Origin of the sequence: Bordetella bronchiseptica (genome assembly GCF_900636925.1) — a bacterium.
GTDB classification, from domain to species: domain Bacteria; phylum Pseudomonadota; class Gammaproteobacteria; order Burkholderiales; family Burkholderiaceae_B; genus Bordetella; species Bordetella pertussis.
Genome location: NZ_LR134326.1, coordinates 3,433,771 through 3,450,268, shown reverse-complemented (window position 1 = coordinate 3,450,268; position 16,498 = coordinate 3,433,771). Strand labels below are relative to the sequence as shown.

Genomic DNA, 16,498 nt, shown 5'->3' with positions numbered 1-16,498 from the left:
AAGGGGTATTCCATGCAGGAGCAAGACATCCAATCCATCATGCGTGCCGCGGAAGAGCTGGTCGAGCAGACCCGCAAGGCGTTGTGCAGCGTCGACGAGATCTACGCCCACGTTGGCGTCGACCCCGCCCGCCTGCGCAACCTGGCGGTCGAGCAGGCAAGGATAGAGGCCGAGGCCCAGGCGGCGTTCCGTGATGACCTCGCGGACATCGAGCGCGAGGCGGCGCGCGTCAAGGCGGCCAGCACCGATGCGCCGCAGGCCCGCAGGGTGCTTCACAACCACGTCTGAGCGCGGAGGCCTTCCATGCCAAAGTCAGTCGAGCAGGGCGGCTCCCCGGCGTCAGCTTCGCATGAGGCGTTGCGCCATATTCTCGACGCAGGCGCTTCGATGGGCAGCTTGCATGGGTTGGACGAGGCGCAACAGCAGGCGTTGTACGCGATCGCTCATGGCGCCTACGAACAGGGCCGCTATGCCGACGCGTTGAAAATGTTCTGCCTGCTGGTCGCGTGCGATCCGCTGGAAGCCCGTTATCTGCTGGCCCTGGGCGCCGCGGCCCAGGAGCTGGGGCTGTACGAGCATGCCTTGCAGCAATACGCGGCCGCGGCGGCTTTGCAGTTGGACTCCCCCAGGCCCCTGTTGCATGGCGCCGAGTGCCTGTATGCGTTGGGTCGTCGCCGCGACGCCCTGGATACGCTCGACATGGTGCTTGAGTTGTGCGGGTCGCCGGAGCATGCGGCCCTGCGCGAACGGGCCGAGTCGCTGCGCAGGAGCTATGCACGTGCCGACTGAAACGGCGCCATGTCCGCCGTCAAGATTTCAATTCGAGGAGGTTAGATATGTCTGTTTCTCCGACTTCGCCCGGCTCTTTCGGGGCCGGCCCTGTCTTTGACTCCGAATTGCAGGCCCCGGCCCCGTCGGCGCAGCGTCGCGGCGGTGCGGCGCCTGTGCCGCCGCCCGTCGATCGGCGCGGCGTCGAGCCGGGAGATCCCACGCTGGGCATGCTGCCCGCGCCCGATTTGCTCGCGGGGGGCGCCGTCAGCCGCACCCGCGCGGCGCTCGACGATCTGGACGCAGCACGGCTCGGTGAAGACATCTACACCTTGATGGCGGTGTTGCAACAGGCCAGTCAACAGATGCGGGAGGCCGCCCGTATCGCTCGTGATGCCGAGGCCACGCGGCAAACGCAGGCTCTCGGCGATGCGGCCAGCCAGATGCGCCAGGCGGCCAACGAGCGCATGGCCGGAGCGATCGTGGCGGGCGCCATGCAGATAGCGGGTGGTTTCGTGCAGCTGGGGGCGGGCCTGGCAGCGGGTTTGCAGGCCATGGGTGGCGCAGCTGCGCAAGCCAAGGGCGCCGCATTTTCCGAGCAGGCCTCGACAAGCCGCAAGGTGGCGGCCGGCTTGCACGATGCCCCCGAGCTGCAGGCAACGGTGCAGGCCCGCGCAACCCAGCTCGAAGCGCAAGCGGCCTCGTTTGGTGCTGACGCGGCTCGTTCGTCGGCAAAGTCGCAGCGCGTATCGAGCGTTGCCCAGGCCGGCGCCGCGACGGCCGGCGGTATCGGCGGCCTGACCAGCGCCGCCCAGGAACGCCGCGCCGCCGAGCACGAGGCCAGGCGCGCGGAGCTGGACGTCGAAGCGAAGGTGCATGAAACGGCCTCGCGGCGGGCCGACGAAGCCATGCAGCAGATGCTCGACATCATCCGCGGCATCAGGGAAAAGCTGGCCGGAATGGAGCAGTCCCGCAGCGAGACCGCCCGTAGCGTGGCCCGCAATATCTGAGTGTCCGGCTCCAACCTTCAATCTTGAGGATGACCGTCATGAGTACGACCATATCCACAGCCCCGAGCGGCGCCGCGCTTGCGCCGTCTCGCATAGATATGCGGGCACCGGAGCCCGGGAGTGCCGGCGAAGGCGCCGGCATCCTGGCGCCGGTGACGACGCTGGCTCTGGCGGCGGGCCGGCCGGCTTTTCCAGCGTCACCGTCGCTGCGCACCGCGCCCGTCCTGGATCCGCCAGTGCGCGATCTCAGCCCCGCCGACTTGGCCGACCTGCTGCGCGTCTTGCGATCCAGGGCGGTGGACGGGCAGTTGGCCACGGCGCGCGAGAACCTGCAGGACGCGCAAGTCAAGGCGAAGCAGAACACCCAGGCCCAGCTCGACAAGCTGGACGCATGGTTTCGGAAGGCCGAAGAGGCCGAGAGCAAGGGATGGCTGAGCAAGGTGTTCGGCTGGATCGGCAAGGTGCTGGCGGTCGTGGCATCGGCCCTGGCGGTGGGCTTTGCCGCCGTCGCCAGCGTGGCCACCGGCGCGGCGGCCACACCCATGCTGCTGCTCAGCGGCATGGCACTGGTCAGCGCCGTGACGTCGCTGGCCGACCAGATATCGCAAGAGGCGGGAGGCCCGCCTATCAGCCTGGGCGGGTTTCTCTCCGGGCTGGCCGGACGTCTGCTGACAGCGTTGGGGGTGGATCAGTCGCAGGCCGACCAAATTGCCAAGATCGTCGCCGGCCTGGCCGTGCCCGTCGTCTTGCTGATCGAACCCCAGATGCTGGGCGAAATGGCGCAAGGCGTGGCCAGGCTGGCTGGCGCCAGCGATGCCACCGCGGGGTACATAGCCATGGCGATGTCCATCGTGGCGGCGATCGCGGTCGCCGCGATCAATGCCGCCGGTACAGCCGGCGCGGGTAGCGCTTCGGCGATCAAGGGGGCCTGGGATCGGGCCGCCGCGGTAGCCACCCAGGTCCTTCAAGGGGGTACGGCAGTGGCGCAAGGCGGCGTCGGCGTGTCGATGGCAGTCGATCGCAAACAGGCCGATCTCCTGGTCGCCGACAAGGCGGATCTGGCGGCGAGCCTGACAAAACTGCGGGCGGCCATGGAGCGTGAGGCGGACGATATCAAGAAGATCCTGGCTCAATTCGACGAGGCCTATCACATGATCGCGAAGATGATCAGCGATATGGCGAGTACGCACAGCCAGGTCAGCGCCAACCTCGGGCGGCGCCAGGCGGTGTAGCGCCGGGCGCTCAAGGAATTTTCATGACTGTTCACGACGACGCGGCCGCGGCGCTGCGCGCCCGGCTGGATGCGCTGCCGGGCAGCCGGCGCCTGACGGCCGAGCAATTGGAAGTGATTTACGCGATGGCGTATGCGCACGTCGCCAGGTGCGAGTACGGCAAGGCGCTGCCCATCTTCGCCTTCCTCGCGCAGTATGGTCCCACGCGCAAGCATTACTGGGCCGGGCTGGCGCTATGCCTGCAGAAGACCGACCGTCCCGACGAGGCGCGCAATATCTATGCGTTGATCCTCACGCTCTATCCCGATTCCGCGGACGCCGTGTTGCGCACGGCCGAATGCGAGCTGGCGTTGGGTGAGAACGAACGGGCACAGGCGGCCCTGTTCGGCGCAATTGCCATCGATGCAGAAAGTGGGCAGCCAGGTCCGGTCTCGCACCGTGCGCGCGCTTTGCTCGATCTTATTTCAGTTTCACATCCGGAGTAACTCCATGCATTCAGACTCAGGTTCAGATTCAGGCTCAGACTCAGGCTCAGGCTCAGGCTCACCCATGGCCTCGTCGATACATCCATCGGAACCGATACAGCCGATGGAGCATGTGCTCGAGGAGGCCGACGCCCGCCTGCTTACCGAAGTGGGCTTTCTGGCGGCGGCCGTCAGCGATCTGACGCGCGCGGACGCCATTTTCAATGCATTGCAACGTGTACGGCCGGGCCGGACGTATCCCTGCATCGGCCTGGCGGTCGCCCGCATGAACGCCGGGCTGCCCGACGAAGCCGCCGAGATCCTGGCGAATTTCCAGCCGGCACAGGCGGAGGACCGCTCGGAACTGGACGCCTGGTGCGGGTTCGCCCTGTTGCTGGCCGGCCGCTCGGACGAGGCGCGCCGCATGCTGCAGCGAGCCATCGATGCGGGTGGCGAGGCGGCAAGGCTGGCGCAGGTCGTGTTGGACAGCGGACCCGCCATGATGCGGCCCGCGCCGTTGCAGTCCGAGCCATTACCTGGAGCTCCTGGATGAATTTGGATCTGACGGCGATCAACGCCGTGCAGGAACGGCTGCTCGCTCGATCGTTCGACATGCCGCGGTCTCCCGCGATGGCGGATCAGGCGCGCTTTGAGTTGGCGCTGGGCGAGATGCCCGGCGCATCGGCCCCGAACGGGGCGATCGCCCCGGCACCGGCCGAAGGCCCGGCGGCGCCGGTCGCGCTCGGCGAGCCGCTGGGCCGCCGCATTCTTGGACAGTTGCGCGGCGGCCTGGCCGATGTGGCAGGAAAATGGCGGGCGGTGCAGACGGGCTTGGCCGAGGTAAGCCAGGCGCCTACCGTGGTGGGTATGCTCGATCTGCAGGCCAGGTTGCTACAGGCATCCGTGGAGTACGAGTTGGTGGGCAAGGCAATAGGGCGCGCCACCCAGAACGTCGACACGCTGGCGAGAATGTCATGAACGCCATCGGGGCGATCCAACGGTATCGGCGCGGCGCGGGATGGGCGGCCCTGGCGCTCGCCCTGGCGCTGCTGGCCGGCTGCGGCGCCCGCGTCGAGCTGTTGGGCGCGGCGCCCGAGAACGAAGCCAACGAAGTATTGGCGGCGCTGCTCGAGGCAGGCATCGCTGCGCAGAAGCAGTCCGGCAAGGCCGGCTACGCGGTTTCGGTGCCGGCCGAGGCGGTGGCCCGGTCGCTGGAGATCCTGCGCGCAAGCGGCCTGCCCCGCGAGCAGTTCGACGGAATGGGGCGCATATTCCGCAAGGAAGGCCTGGTTTCATCGCCGCTCGAAGAGCGCGCCCGCTACATTTATGCGCTATCTCAGGAATTGGCCGACACCCTGTCGCAGATCGACGGCGTGCTCAGCGCCCGCGTGCACGTGGTGCTTCCCGAGCGCGGCGCGGTCGGCGAGCCGGCCACCCCTTCGACGGCAGGGGTGTTTCTCAAGTACCGCGACGGACAGAGCCTCGACGCGCTCGTGCCCGAGATCCGCAAGCTGGTCACGCATGCCATCCCGGGCCTGGCCGAGGACCGTGTATCGGTTGCCCTGGTGGTGGCCCAGCCCGTTCAGGCCGCACCCGTGCCGGTCGCGTGGCGCCGCGTGCTTGGCGTACAAGTCGCGGACGGATCGGTCCTGAGATTTTCGCTGTTGCTGCTGTTGTTGCCGGTGCTGTGCCTGATAGTGGCGGGGGCCGCGCTCTACGCCTGGCGCACGCGCTGGTCCCGCGGCGAAGGGCGCGGCGGCGCTGGCGCCGGCGCCACGGAAGGAGCCGGGCATGACTGAGAAGAGCGTGCTGCTTTCCGAGCGGCTCATGATATTCAATCTCCTGCCCAGCCTGACCCTGCATGCCAGTCGCCACGACGAGACGTTTCCAGCCGATTGGGTGCGCGCGTTGTGCAATGCCGACGCGGCGTTGGCCAACGCATGGCATCGCCATTGGTCGCGCTGGATCTTGTGCGAGCTGGGCCTGCTGGACCAGCCGGTCCTGAGCCTCGATCCGCCGCAGTTGAAGGTCGCGCTATTGTCCACGGACGCCTTGCGCACCTGCGCCGCCCATGCGGGAGCGCTGCTGTGCGCGCCGCGCCTGCGACGCGCGATAGACGGCGCCGAGGTCCGTACCTTGCATGCCGCGCTCGGGCGCGATGTGATGAATTTCGCCGTGTCTTCCGCGGCGCGGGCCCTGCATGACGGGATCGCCGCCAGTTCGGACTGGACCCTGGCCGCCACGGTCCAGGCGGCGCAGAAACTGGGCTGGGCCCTGCTGCGCGACGCCGTGCAGGGCGCCGCCGACGAGATAGCGCTGCGTTGCGCGTTGAAGTTGCCGCGCGACCTTGATCCCGCGCCCGTCCTGCCGCCCGAGGCGGCGCTTGCGCTGGTGCTGTCCATGCTCGAAATCCTGGATGCCGAATGGCTTTCCTCGTTCCCCGCCCAAGCCTGATCCAGGCGGTACGGCCCGGCCGTGCGGATCCCGCGACCGACGTCTTGCGCGCCGAAGACTACGCCGAGCTGCTCAGCGCCGCGCAGATCGTTGCCCAGGCACATCGGCGGGCCGACGAAATCGTGGCCGAGGCGCGAGAGGAGTTCGAGCGCGAGCGCAGGCGAGGCTATGAGGAGGGGCGCCGCGAAGCGCTTACGGATCAGGCGGAGAAGATGATAGAAACGGTAAGCCGCACGATCGACTACTTCGCGGGTATCGAGAACGAGATGATCGAACTGGTCATGAGCGCGGTCCGCAAGATCGTCGACGGTTACGACGACCGCGAGCGCACCGTGATCGCCGTGCGCAACGCATTGGCGGTCGTGCGCAATCAGCGCCAGATGACCTTGCGCCTGCACCCCGACGAGGTGGATGTGCTCCGGGAAGGCATGAACCAGCTGCTGGCGGCCTATCCGGGCGTGGGCTACCTGGACCTGCTGCCCGACGCCAGGCTGACGCCGGGAGCCTGCATACTGGAGAGCGAGATAGGCATGGTCGAGGCCAGCCTCGAGGACCAGCTGTGCGCCTTGCGGGCGGCCTTCGAACGTACATTCGGCCGGCGCGGATAGGGGCATGCGTCAGTACCACTACATCACGGAGATGATGCGGGTGGCCCTGCAGGATCTGTCCACGTTGCGGATAAAGGGCCGAGTGGTGCAAGTGGTGGGAACGATCATCAAGGCCGTCGTTCCGATGGTCAAGATCGGCGAAGTGTGCCTGCTGCGCAATCCTGGCGAGGACTTCGAGATGCACGGCGAAGTGGTGGGCTTTGTTCGCGACGCCGCCTTGCTCACGCCCATCGGCGACATGTACGGGATTTCCTCGGCGACCGAGGTGATACCGACCGGACGCACGCATATGGTGCCCGTCGGTCCGGGCTTGCTGGGACGCGTGCTGGACGGGCTGGGACGTCCGCTGGACGTCGCCGAGTCAGGGCCGCTGCATGCCCACAAGTTCTATCCGGTCTTCGCCGATGCGCCGGATCCGCTGACGCGTCGCATCATCCATGCTCCGCTGGAGCTGGGGGTGCGCGTACTGGACGGTTTGCTTACATGCGGGGAAGGCCAGCGTCTGGGAATTTTCGCAGCAGCCGGCGGCGGCAAGTCGACCTTGCTGGGCATGCTGGTCAAGGGCGCCGCGGTCGACGTGACGGTGGTGGCGCTGATCGGCGAGCGTGGGCGGGAAGTTCGCGAGTTCCTTGAGCACGAACTCGGTCCGGAGGGCAGACGCAAGAGCGTGATCGTCTGCGCGACCAGCGACAAGTCCTCGATGGAGCGTGCCAAGGCGGCATACGTCGCAACCGCCATCGCCGAATACTTCCGCGATCAAGGGCAGCGTGTACTTTTTCTGATGGACTCGGTCACCCGCTTTGCGCGAGCCCAGCGTGAAATCGGCTTGGCGGCAGGCGAGCCGCCGACGCGGCGCGGCTATCCGCCGTCGGTGTTTGCCACCCTGCCCAAACTGATGGAGCGCGCCGGCATGAACCAGACGGGTTCGATCACGGCGCTGTATACGGTGCTGGTCGAGGGGGACGACATGAACGAACCGGTGGCCGACGAGACGCGTTCGATACTGGACGGCCACATCGTGCTCTCGCGCAAGCTGGGAGCGGCGAATCACTATCCTGCCGTCGACGTGCTGGCCTCAGCCAGCCGGGTCATGAATGCCGTGGTGTCGCCACGTCACAAGTACCTGGCCGGACGTATGCGCGAACTGATGGCCAAGTACCAGGACGTCGAGCTGTTGGTGAAAATCGGCGAGTACAAGCAGGGCGCCGATGCGTCGACCGATGAGGCGATACAGAAGATCGGACAGATCAATGCGTTTCTCAGACAACTAACCGACGAACGCGAAGCATTCGAGGATACCGTACTGCGCATGGCTGAAATCATCGGACCCGAATCCTAATGGACCTGGAAAGCCTGCTTGCCATCAAGCATTTTCGCGCCGACCAAGCCCAGCTTGCGCTGAAACGCCAACAGCAGGCCTGCGCGGTTGCTGCCGCGGCGCAGCGCCAGGCGCAAGGCCGCCTCGACGATTGTCGCCTGTGGGCCGGGCAGCTCGAAAACCGTCTTTATGCCGAGCTGTGCCGGCGCATCGTCAAGACACGCGACATCGACGAGGTGCTGCAACGAGTGGGCCACGCCCGCGACCGCCAGGCCAGCCTGGCGCTGCAGCTCGACGACGCCGTGCGCCGCCACGAGCATGAAATCCAGCTGCTCGCGCAGCAGCGCGAGCAGCACCGGGAGTGCTTCCAGGCGCAGCAACGGATCGCCGAGTTGGTGCGCCTGCAGCAGGTCGAGGCGGCGGCCTTGCGCGAGAGCCTGGAGGATCGCGAAATTCAGGAAGCCATCGAATTGTCGGCGCGTGGGCGCGACGATGCATCGCGAGCCGGTGACGGCCTGGCGCGGCTATGAACCAGCCAGACGGGCTGGGTTCGCCCATGGCCGGCGGCGGGCAGCGCATGGGCGTGGCGCGCACGCCGTATGCGCGTCAGCCGGATCGGGATGCGCAGCGTGCCTTCGAGCGGGAAATGGAACAGGAGAAAGCGAAGGAAGAACTGTCCGGGTCGCAACGCCTGGCGCCGGGGCCGGCCTGCGTCGGCTGGCTGGCGTCGGTGGAACCTGCGGCCGGCCGTCCGCCGGCCAGTCTGGCCCAAGCGCTGGCAAGCGTGGCTGCGGGGCTGGCGGTAGGCGACGTGCTGGAGGGGCATCGCGAAGCCCGTATCGTTGTGGACGATACGCTGCTACCCGACACCACCTTGTCGGTACGGGAGGACGGCGGCTGGATCGTGGTCGCTTTCGCGTGCCGGCAGCGGGACGCTTGCGAGCGCCTGCACGCGTGCGCCGACCGGTTGGCCATGGAGCTCGCGCTGGAGCTGGCGCGCGATGTCGAGGTTACGGTGGCATGCGACGGCGAGCCGCACGAGCGGGTGGCGCGCGCGCAGCGGCCGTGGCGATGAATCGAGTGGCCGGCGGGGCGGCGGCGCAGGCCGCTGGCATGGTGGATCTCGCGGTTCCGCGGTTGAGCGCCGGCGAGGCCCATGCCCTGTCGAGGATTGCATGCCATGGCGCGCGATTCGACGTTCGGCTTGGCGAGCCGGCCGTGTGCTGGCACTGCGCCCTGACGCCTTGCGTGCATGGCGACCTTGCCGATGGCGAGATGGAAAGCCTGCAACTGCAATGGGCCGGGACGTACATCGGCCTGACGGTTCCGCGCGCGGCCGCGGCGGGATGGCTGGCGGCGCGCCTGCCCCGGTTTTCCGGCGTGGAGTTGCCGGAACCCATTGCGGCGGCGGCCCTGGAGGCAATGCTGGAGGAGGTCTGTCGAGGCATGGCCGGACTCGACCAGCAAGGCCCGGTCCGCGTGGCGCGGCAAGGCGGGAAGCCACCGGTTCAGCCGCATCGCTGGACCCTGACGGTACGGGCGCCTGACGGTAGCGTCTGGCGCGCGGTACTGGCATGCGACGCATGGGCCTTGCAAGCGGTCGCGGCGGCGTTGGATTCCGTTGCGCTTGCCGATGGTCCGGTCAATCCGGAGCGCGTGCCGGTCAGGTTGCGTGCCGATGTCGGCGCGGCGTCCGTGGCCGCAGGCCAGCTGCGGACGCTGCGAGCGGGCGACGTCGTGCTGCTCGCGCAGTACCGGGTGAACGATGCCGGAGAACTATGGTTGTCGGCCGGACCCAGCGCGATCCGGGTACGGGCCGAGCACGCGTCTTTTCGTGTAACTCAAGGTTGGACTCCCATCATGACGGAACCCGCGACACCTGACCCTGGCGAAACCCCGGCACAGGCCGAGGCGACGCTCGACACCGATCAGATACCCGTGCGCCTGACGTTCGACCTGGGCGAGCGCGAGTTCACGCTTGCGCAACTGCGCAGCCTGCATCCGGGCTGCACGTTCGACCTCGAGCGGCCCATCGCCGACGGGCCGGTCATGGTGCGGGCCAATGGCCTGTTGCTGGGCAGTGGCCGGCTGGTCGACATCGACGGCCGCATCGGCGTGGTATTGCAGTCGGTCAGGCCTGGACTCGCATGAGCGATACCGACCCCTTCAGCCTGGCCCTTTTTCTGGCGCTGCTGGCGCTGGTACCGCTCATCGTCGTCATGACCACGTCGTTCCTGAAGATCGCCGTCGTGCTTGCCTTGGTGCGCAACGCCCTGGGAGTGCAACAGGTACCGCCCAACATGGCCCTGTACGGCCTGGCGCTTATTCTTTCCGCGTATGTGATGGCGCCGGTCGTTCACAGGATAGGCACCGAGGTCCAGGCCTTGACCGCGCAAGCCGGGGAGTCCGGCACCGCCGCGCCGATGGCGCTGGACGCCGTGCTTGGCGTGGTCGAGCGAGGAGTGGCGCCGCTGCGGGCCTTCATGTTGCGCAACAGCCAGCCGGCCCAGCGTGATTTCTTCCTGCGCACAGCGCGTCATCTGTGGGGCGAGGAGGCATCGCGGGACCTGTCGGAAGACAACTTGCTGGTACTGACGCCCGCATTTCTGGTTTCGGAGCTGACCGCCGCATTCCAGCTTGGCTTTCTGCTGTACCTGCCGTTCATCATCATCGACCTCATCGTATCGAACATTCTTCTTGCCATGGGAATGATGATGGTTTCTCCCGTGACGATCTCCATGCCGTTGAAGCTGTTCCTGTTCGTCATGGTGGACGGCTGGACGCGCCTGATCCAGGGCCTGGTGCTTTCCTATCGGTGACCAGCATGCAAACCCAAGACCTGGTTTCGTTCATGACACAGGCGTTGTACCTGGTGCTCTGGCTGTCGTTGCCGCCCATCGCCGTGGCGGCGATCGTGGGAACGCTGTTTTCCCTGTTGCAGGCCTTGACGCAGGTGCAGGAGCAGACCCTGTCCTTCGCCGTGAAGCTGATAGCCGTGTTCGCCACGCTGATGCTGGCGGCCCGGTGGATAAGCGCGGAAATCTATAACTTCACGATTGCGGTGTTCGATGCCTTTCATCGGATCCACTGAGCGGCCAGTCGATGCACACGGAGTTCAATTTCGTCGAGGCGAAGGTTTTCCTGGGAACGCTGGCCATGACGCAACCGCGGATACTCGCGGCCATGCTCTTTCTGCCGATGTTCAACCGTCAGTTTCTGCCTGGTCCGCTGCGTTACGCCGTCGGCGCCTGTCTCGGGCTGATCGTGGTTCCCCAGCTGGCGCCGCAGTATGCCGCGCTGGATATCGGCTGGCCCCGGCTGCTGGCGCTGCTGGCCAAGGAGGCGATGGTGGGCATGTTCCTGGGTTGGCTGGCTGCCTTGCCATTCTGGATCTTCGAGGCCATCGGCTTCGTCATAGACAACCAACGGGGCGCCAGCCTGGGCGCTATCCTCAACCCCGCCACGGGCAACGATTCGTCGCCCCTGGGCATTCTCTTCAATCTGGGATTCATGGTGTTCTTCCTGACGGCGGGCGGATTCGGGTTGTTCGCCACGATGCTGTATGACAGTTTCGGGTTGTGGAACATCTGGGCGTGGTGGCCATCCATGCCCGCGCAAGGCGCCGTGCGGATGCTGGACCAGTTCAGTGGCTTTGCCGCGCGTGTCCTGCTGCTGGCCTCGCCGGCCATCGTGGCCATGTTCCTGGCCGAGCTGGGCCTGGCCCTGATCAGCCGCTTCGCGCCTCAACTGCAGGTGTTCTTCCTGGCTCTGCCGGTAAAGAGCGCGCTGGTGCTGCTCGTGCTGGTGCTGTACATGGCAACGTTGTTCCAGTATGCAGGCGAAATCCTGGGTTCTGTGGGCCGGATCGTGCCGTTCCTGCATTCAGCGTGGCCCGGCTCATGAGCGGCGAGAAAACCGAGCAACCCACCCCGAAGCGCCTGCGCGATTCCCGCGAGAAAGGCGAGGTCGCACACAGCCGGGACTTTACCCAGACGGCGCTGATATGCGCCTTGTTCGGGCACTTTCTGATCAATGCCCCGTCCATTCTCGCATCGCTGCGAGCGCTGATACTGGCGCCGGCGGCCTTTGCCGACCAGGCGTTCGCCGTCGCATTGGGGCCCGTGCTGACGGAAATCCTCGATCAGGCCGTCCGCGTGCTCGCTCCGCTGATTCTCATCGTGCTTGGGGTGGGGATGTTCGCCGAATTCCTGCAGGTAGGCGTCGTGCTGGCGTTTCGAAAGCTCAAGCCTTCGGCGGAGAAACTGAATCCCGCCGGCAATCTGAAGAATATCTTCTCGGCGCGCAACCTGATGGAGTTCATCAAGTCGGTATGCAAGATCCTGTTTCTGGCGGTGCTGGTCACGTTGGTGATACGGGATTCCTTGCAGCCGCTGATGGCCGTTCCCCATAGCGGGCTGGACGGGTTGCGAACGGGCGTAGGCCGCATTCTGCAGGTCATGGTCTGGAACATCGGACTGGCGTACGGGGCGATTTCGCTGGCGGACCTGGCTTGGCAGCGTTACCAGTATCGCAAAGGCTTGCGGATGAGCAAGGACGAAGTGAAGCAGGAGTACAAGGAGATGGAAGGCGATCCCCATATCAAGCAGCAACGCAAGCACCTGCACCAGGAGCTGATCATGCATGGCGCGGCGGCCCAGGTTCGCCGGGCGACGGTGCTGGTGACCAATCCGACGCACCTGGCCGTGGCCCTGTACTACGCGGCGGGCGAGACGCCCCTGCCGCGCGTGCTGGCCATGGGGCAGGGAGCCGTGGCCGCTCTCATGGTCGAGGCCGCGCGCGATGCCGGCGTGCCGGTCATGCAGAACGTCGCGCTGGCCCGCGCCTTGCACGACCAGGCGGAGGTGGACCAATACATTCCCGGCGAGTTGGTGGAGCCGGTGGCCGCGGTGTTGCGGGCGGTGCGCCAGGCACTCAAGGAGCAGACATGACAGCAACCATTCATCCCGATATTGCCGATTATGCGCGACGCCATGGCCTCGATCCGTCGGTCGACGCCGATGGCGGGCTTGCCGTCCGGATTGACGGACGGCATCGCGTCAGGTTGATCCCCGCCGAGGACGGCATGCTGATGTTGCGGGCGCGGCTGGCCGAGCTGCCCGATGGGTGGCAGGCGCGCGCGGCGCAGTTGCGCCAGGCGGGCCTGCTGGCCAGCGCCATGGCCCCTGCGACGGATGCGTACTGCGGCATAGACCAGGGCGAAACCGCGTTGTACCTGCACCAGCGCGTCGCACCGGCCGGCAGTGCGCTGGCGGTGGACGAGGCGGTGGGCGAGTTCGTCAATGCCTTGGCCACTTGGAAAAGGGCGATGGCGCAATGGCAATAGGTCGGCTTGGGTATCTTGTCCGCGGCGCATGGGCCGGGGGTGTCATGCTGTTGGCGGCCGGTAGCGCGTGGGCGGCGCCGAACTGGCCTTTGGCGCCGTATAGCTACTACGCGCAGCAGCAGAGCCTGTCCGATGTGCTGCGCGAGTTCGCCGCAGGCTTCAGCCTGGCGTTGCAACAGGGCAAAGGGGTGCAAGGCGTGGTCAATGGGCGTTTCAATGCGCGCACACCCACGGAGTTCATCGAGCGTCTCAGCGGCATCTATGGGTTCAACTGGTTCGTGCATGCCGGCACGCTGTATGTCAGCCGCACCAGCGACGTGGTTACCCGCGCGGTGGATGCAGCCGGAGCTTCGCCGTCGGCGTTGCGCCAGGCCTTGCTGCAACTGGGCATCCTGGACGAACGTTTCGGGTGGGGAGAGCTGCCGGCGCAAGGCGTGGCCATGGTGTCAGGGCCGCCGGCCTATGTCGCGCTGGTCGAACAGGCGGTAGCGGCGTTGCCCAAGGGGGCCGGCAATCAGCAGGTGGCGGTGTTTCGCCTCAAGCATGCTTCCGTGAGCGACCGGGTGATCCGTTATCGAGACCAGCAGGTCGTTACGCCGGGGATGGCCACCATGCTGCGCCAATTGATCCTGGGGGCGGGGCCGGGCAACGACGCGGCGCTGGCCGCGGTGGCGGCGCCGCTGCGGGAAAATCCGCCGGTGTTCGGCGATGCGGCCGCTGACGGGAAAGCGCCGCTCGCTGGCGCGGCCCAGGCAGCTGGCCGGCGCCTGAGCGAGCCCAGCGTGCAGGCCGACACGCGCCTCAATGCCTTGATCGTGCAGGATATTCCCGAACGGATGCCGATCTACCGTGCCCTGATCGAGCAGTTGGATGTGCCCAGCACCCTGATCGAAATAGAGGCCATGATCGTGGACGTCAATACCGATCTGGTCAACGAGCTGGGTGTCACCTGGGGGGCGCAGATCGGAACCACCAGCCTGGGGTATGGCGATCTGGGGCTGCGTCCCGGCAACGGTCTGCCCGTGGACGGCGCGGCGGCCGAGCTGGCGCCCGGCACCTTGGGGATCAGTGTCAGTACCCGGCTGGCGGCGCGCTTGCGTGCGTTGGAGTCGGACGGGCAGGCCAATATCCTGTCTCAGCCGTCCATCCTGACCGCCGACAACCTTGGCGCCATGATAGACCTGTCGGATACCTTCTACATTCGCACCCTGGGCGAGCGCGTAGCGACGGTCACGCCTGTCACGGTGGGTACGTCGTTGCGTGTGACGCCGCGCTATATCGCCGCCAAGGGAGGACGCCAGGTGGAATTGGCGATCGATATCGAGGACGGACGGGTCTTGCAGGAGTATCCCATCGATGGTCTGCCCCGGGTCCGGAAAAGCAGCATCAGCACGCTGGCGGTGGTGGGGGACGAGCAGACGCTGCTGATCGGCGGCTACAACAATCGCCGTGACGAAGAGCAGGTCGAGAAAGTGCCGCTGCTGGGAGATATCCCCGGCCTGGGGTTCTTGTTCTCGAGCAAGTCCCGGGCGGTACAGCGCCGCGAGCGGCTGTTCCTGATCCGGCCGCGTGTCGTGGCCATCGAGGGCAAGCCGGTCTTCAGCCCCGTTGCGGGCACGTCGCAGGTGTTCATGAGCACGGGCTGGGGCGGGCATGGCAGCAGCCTGAGCATTGCACCCGGCGAGAGCGGGCATACACAAGTGCGTCATGATGCCCGGGCGGGCAGGCGGGTCCGGCTGGTGCCGGATGCATTGCATGTGGAGTATGGCGAGGCGGGGGAGGCGTCGCCCTGAGCGTGGCCCGGGCAGGGGGCTACGGCACGCTGTCGTAGCCTCGTTCGCGCAGTGCTTCGCGCAAGGCACAGCGGGCGCGGGAAAGTCGGCTGCGAATGGTTCCTACAGGAACCGAAAGCAGTGCGGCAGCCTCTTCATAGGAGAGTTCTTCCACGCCGACCATGAGGATCACGTCGCGCATGCTTTCGGGGAGCTGCTCCAGCGCTTCGCGTAGCAAGCGCATGCGTTGACGCTGCTCGGTCACGGCTTCGGGGTTGGGCGCACTGCATGGCATGACACCCAGGCTGGCGTCGGAGGTGAATTCATAACGGCGCTCTGGCGCACGCGACAAGTGATTGCGGACCAGATTGAGCGCGATGCCGTACAGCCAGGTGGAAAGCTGGGAGTCGCCACGAAACGATTGATACGCGCGGGCCGCTTCGGCGAAAGCCTGTTGCGCAAGGTCCTCGACGTCGCTGCTGTGGCCGATGTGCTTGGCGATGAATCTCTGCAATCGGCCGGCATGTTCGGCTACCAGGCTGCTCAGCAACTGCTGGTCCGATCGCTCGGTGGCGATATCGGGATATGCGTTGTCCGGTTTTTCGAGAGAAGCGGGAAGACCGGATGACGGGGGAGAAACCATGCAAAGCGATACCAAGTGAAAGGGTGATAATTCACGTCACCAAGATACTGACTGCCGGTTTTATCCGGCAGTTGTTAACTTCCGAAACTAATGTCGGATCGCGGTCGCTACCGGAGCATTCAGATACAACGCGCTGAATGCCTTCCGTAAAACTTACGATGCGACGTATGAGGACTACATCAGGTGGTGCGCAAGGACCTCGCGCAACCATTCTTGCGCCGTATGGGCGGATACCGGCGCCTTACCTGATTGTGCGGCGGATGCGAAGCGCTGCTGCATGCTTTCGTCGATCGTGGCACGCAACGTTCCGGATATCTGATCGGGAGAGACACCGGTGTCGTGACAGACTTGTCGGAAGCCGGCGGTGTCGGCGCGCGCCGACCAGGACAGGAAGGTAAGGAAATCCACGCCCTGCAGGGCGTGGCGTGAGGTTTCCGCCATGTCGACGGCTCGCGTGACGACACGCGCCGACAGCGATGTCGTCGGGGCCGCGTGCAGATCGAGCTCCTTGGCGACGGCGCGGGCGATTCCCGTGCCGTAGGCCAGCGCCAGCGCGCTGGAAAACATGACAAGCGTGTCCTCGTCGGTGGCGACCCAGGATACGTTGCGCCCTGATGGCGTCGTGCCGGATGCGATGACCTGGAACTGCTCGCCTGCTTTGGTGACATAAAGGGTCTCTCCTTGGCTGGCGGCGCGCGCAAAGACATCAAGCTCCAAAGCAGGTAAAGCGGGTGGGATCTGGAAGTTCATGCGGTGGGCCGTTGTCTCGAATCCTTGGGTGTATCGCGTTCTACGGAGCGGGAACATGGAATATGCACTGTGTGACGCTTTCGGCTCTTCGGTTCCATGCCGGCATGACAAACCCGACGGCATGCATGCCTCGCT

At 66.1% G+C, this 16,498-nt stretch carries 22 protein-coding genes; 20 read left to right on the top strand and 2 right to left on the bottom strand.

The genetic code is table 11. The annotated features are described in order from the left end of the window. Positions 1–12: 12 nt before the first annotated feature. From btc22 to bscC, 20 genes are read left to right on the top strand one after another with little or no spacing between them, the layout of a single operon-like run. Positions 13–288 carry a type III secretion system chaperone Btc22 gene (gene btc22 / locus EL288_RS16040; protein WP_003809883.1) on the top strand — a complete coding sequence of 92 codons (276 nt, stop codon included), beginning with the start codon at positions 13–15 and terminating at the stop codon, positions 286–288. A 15-nt stretch (positions 289–303) separates the two neighbouring features. Next, positions 304–789, top strand: a complete 486-nt coding sequence (bcrH1, locus tag EL288_RS16035) for a SycD/LcrH family type III secretion system chaperone BcrH1 (RefSeq protein WP_126621987.1) — start codon at positions 304–306, stop codon at positions 787–789. A 47-nt stretch (positions 790–836) separates the two neighbouring features. After that, complete coding sequence (gene sctB, locus EL288_RS16030; protein ID WP_003809886.1) at positions 837–1,778, top strand: type III secretion system translocon subunit SctB; 942 nt, start codon at positions 837–839, stop codon at positions 1,776–1,778. Positions 1,779–1,801: 23 nt separating this feature from the next. Then, positions 1,802–3,010 (top strand): type III secretion system translocon subunit BopB, encoded by a 1,209-nt coding sequence (bopB, locus tag EL288_RS16025; protein ID WP_010928432.1) that lies wholly within the window; start codon positions 1,802–1,804, stop codon positions 3,008–3,010. A gap of 23 nt (positions 3,011–3,033) precedes the next feature. Then, entirely contained in the window at positions 3,034–3,495 is a 462-nt protein-coding gene (gene bcrH2, locus EL288_RS16020) for a SycD/LcrH family type III secretion system chaperone BcrH2 (RefSeq protein ID WP_003809889.1), read from the top strand. Between the two features lie 4 nt (positions 3,496–3,499). Then, positions 3,500–4,027 (top strand): type III secretion system protein Bcr4, encoded by a 528-nt coding sequence (gene bcr4 / locus EL288_RS16015; protein ID WP_033450435.1) that lies wholly within the window; start codon positions 3,500–3,502, stop codon positions 4,025–4,027. After that, positions 4,024–4,452: a type III secretion system inner rod subunit SctI gene (gene sctI, locus EL288_RS16010; RefSeq protein WP_003809891.1), complete on the top strand. Its 429-nt coding sequence runs from the start codon at positions 4,024–4,026 to the stop codon at positions 4,450–4,452. Before bcr4 ends, sctI begins: the two co-directional genes overlap by 4 nt. After that, a complete protein-coding gene (gene bscJ / locus EL288_RS16005) occupies positions 4,449–5,273 on the top strand; it encodes a SctJ family type III secretion inner membrane ring lipoprotein Bsc (RefSeq protein WP_010928434.1) in 825 nt (274 codons plus the stop codon). Before sctI ends, bscJ begins: the two co-directional genes overlap by 4 nt. Then, complete coding sequence (bscK, locus tag EL288_RS16000; RefSeq protein ID WP_033451990.1) at positions 5,266–5,928, top strand: SctK family type III secretion system sorting platform protein BscK; 663 nt, start codon at positions 5,266–5,268, stop codon at positions 5,926–5,928. Before bscJ ends, bscK begins: the two co-directional genes overlap by 8 nt. Next, entirely contained in the window at positions 5,898–6,536 is a 639-nt protein-coding gene (gene bscL / locus EL288_RS15995) for a SctL family type III secretion system stator protein BscL (RefSeq protein ID WP_080561917.1), read from the top strand. Before bscK ends, bscL begins: the two co-directional genes overlap by 31 nt. Before the next feature lie 4 nt (positions 6,537–6,540). Beyond that, complete coding sequence (gene bscN / locus EL288_RS15990; protein WP_003809898.1) at positions 6,541–7,875, top strand: SctN family type III secretion system ATPase BscN; 1,335 nt, start codon at positions 6,541–6,543, stop codon at positions 7,873–7,875. After that, positions 7,875–8,384, top strand: a complete 510-nt coding sequence (gene bscO, locus EL288_RS15985) for a type III secretion system central stalk protein BscO (RefSeq protein WP_010926206.1) — start codon at positions 7,875–7,877, stop codon at positions 8,382–8,384. Before bscN ends, bscO begins: the two co-directional genes overlap by 1 nt. Continuing rightward, positions 8,381–8,929 (top strand): type III secretion system protein BscP, encoded by a 549-nt coding sequence (bscP, locus tag EL288_RS15980; protein WP_003809901.1) that lies wholly within the window; start codon positions 8,381–8,383, stop codon positions 8,927–8,929. The genes bscO and bscP overlap by 4 nt, the downstream gene beginning before the upstream one ends. Next, positions 8,926–10,005, top strand: coding sequence for a SctQ family type III secretion system cytoplasmic ring protein BscQ (gene bscQ / locus EL288_RS15975; RefSeq protein WP_010928436.1), 1,080 nt, complete (start codon positions 8,926–8,928; stop codon positions 10,003–10,005). Before bscP ends, bscQ begins: the two co-directional genes overlap by 4 nt. Continuing rightward, positions 10,002–10,673: a SctR family type III secretion system export apparatus subunit BscR gene (gene bscR, locus EL288_RS15970; protein ID WP_003809905.1), complete on the top strand. Its 672-nt coding sequence runs from the start codon at positions 10,002–10,004 to the stop codon at positions 10,671–10,673. The genes bscQ and bscR overlap by 4 nt, the downstream gene beginning before the upstream one ends. Before the next feature lie 5 nt (positions 10,674–10,678). After that, complete coding sequence (bscS, locus tag EL288_RS15965; RefSeq protein ID WP_033447679.1) at positions 10,679–10,945, top strand: SctS family type III secretion system export apparatus subunit BscS; 267 nt, start codon at positions 10,679–10,681, stop codon at positions 10,943–10,945. 11 nt (positions 10,946–10,956) lie between these two features. Next, entirely contained in the window at positions 10,957–11,757 is an 801-nt protein-coding gene (gene bscT / locus EL288_RS15960) for a SctT family type III secretion system export apparatus subunit BscT (RefSeq protein ID WP_003809909.1), read from the top strand. After that, positions 11,754–12,803, top strand: a complete 1,050-nt coding sequence (bscU, locus tag EL288_RS15955) for a SctU family type III secretion system export apparatus subunit BscU (RefSeq protein WP_003809911.1) — start codon at positions 11,754–11,756, stop codon at positions 12,801–12,803. Before bscT ends, bscU begins: the two co-directional genes overlap by 4 nt. Next, complete coding sequence (bscW, locus tag EL288_RS15950; protein WP_003809913.1) at positions 12,800–13,198, top strand: type III secretion system protein BscW; 399 nt, start codon at positions 12,800–12,802, stop codon at positions 13,196–13,198. Before bscU ends, bscW begins: the two co-directional genes overlap by 4 nt. After that, positions 13,189–14,991, top strand: coding sequence for a SctC family type III secretion system outer membrane ring subunit BscC (bscC, locus tag EL288_RS15945; protein ID WP_033447666.1), 1,803 nt, complete (start codon positions 13,189–13,191; stop codon positions 14,989–14,991). Before bscW ends, bscC begins: the two co-directional genes overlap by 10 nt. Positions 14,992–15,010: 19 nt before the next feature. On the opposite strand, the gene EL288_RS15940 is transcribed toward bscC, so the two are convergent. Beyond that, positions 15,011–15,613, bottom strand: a complete 603-nt coding sequence (locus EL288_RS15940) for an RNA polymerase sigma factor (RefSeq protein ID WP_003809919.1) — start codon at positions 15,611–15,613, stop codon at positions 15,011–15,013. Between the two features lie 174 nt (positions 15,614–15,787). Continuing rightward, positions 15,788–16,486, bottom strand: a complete 699-nt coding sequence (gene bspR, locus EL288_RS15935; RefSeq protein ID WP_010928439.1) for a type III secretion system regulator BspR — start codon at positions 16,484–16,486, stop codon at positions 15,788–15,790. Between the last annotated feature and the right edge of the window lie 12 nt (positions 16,487–16,498).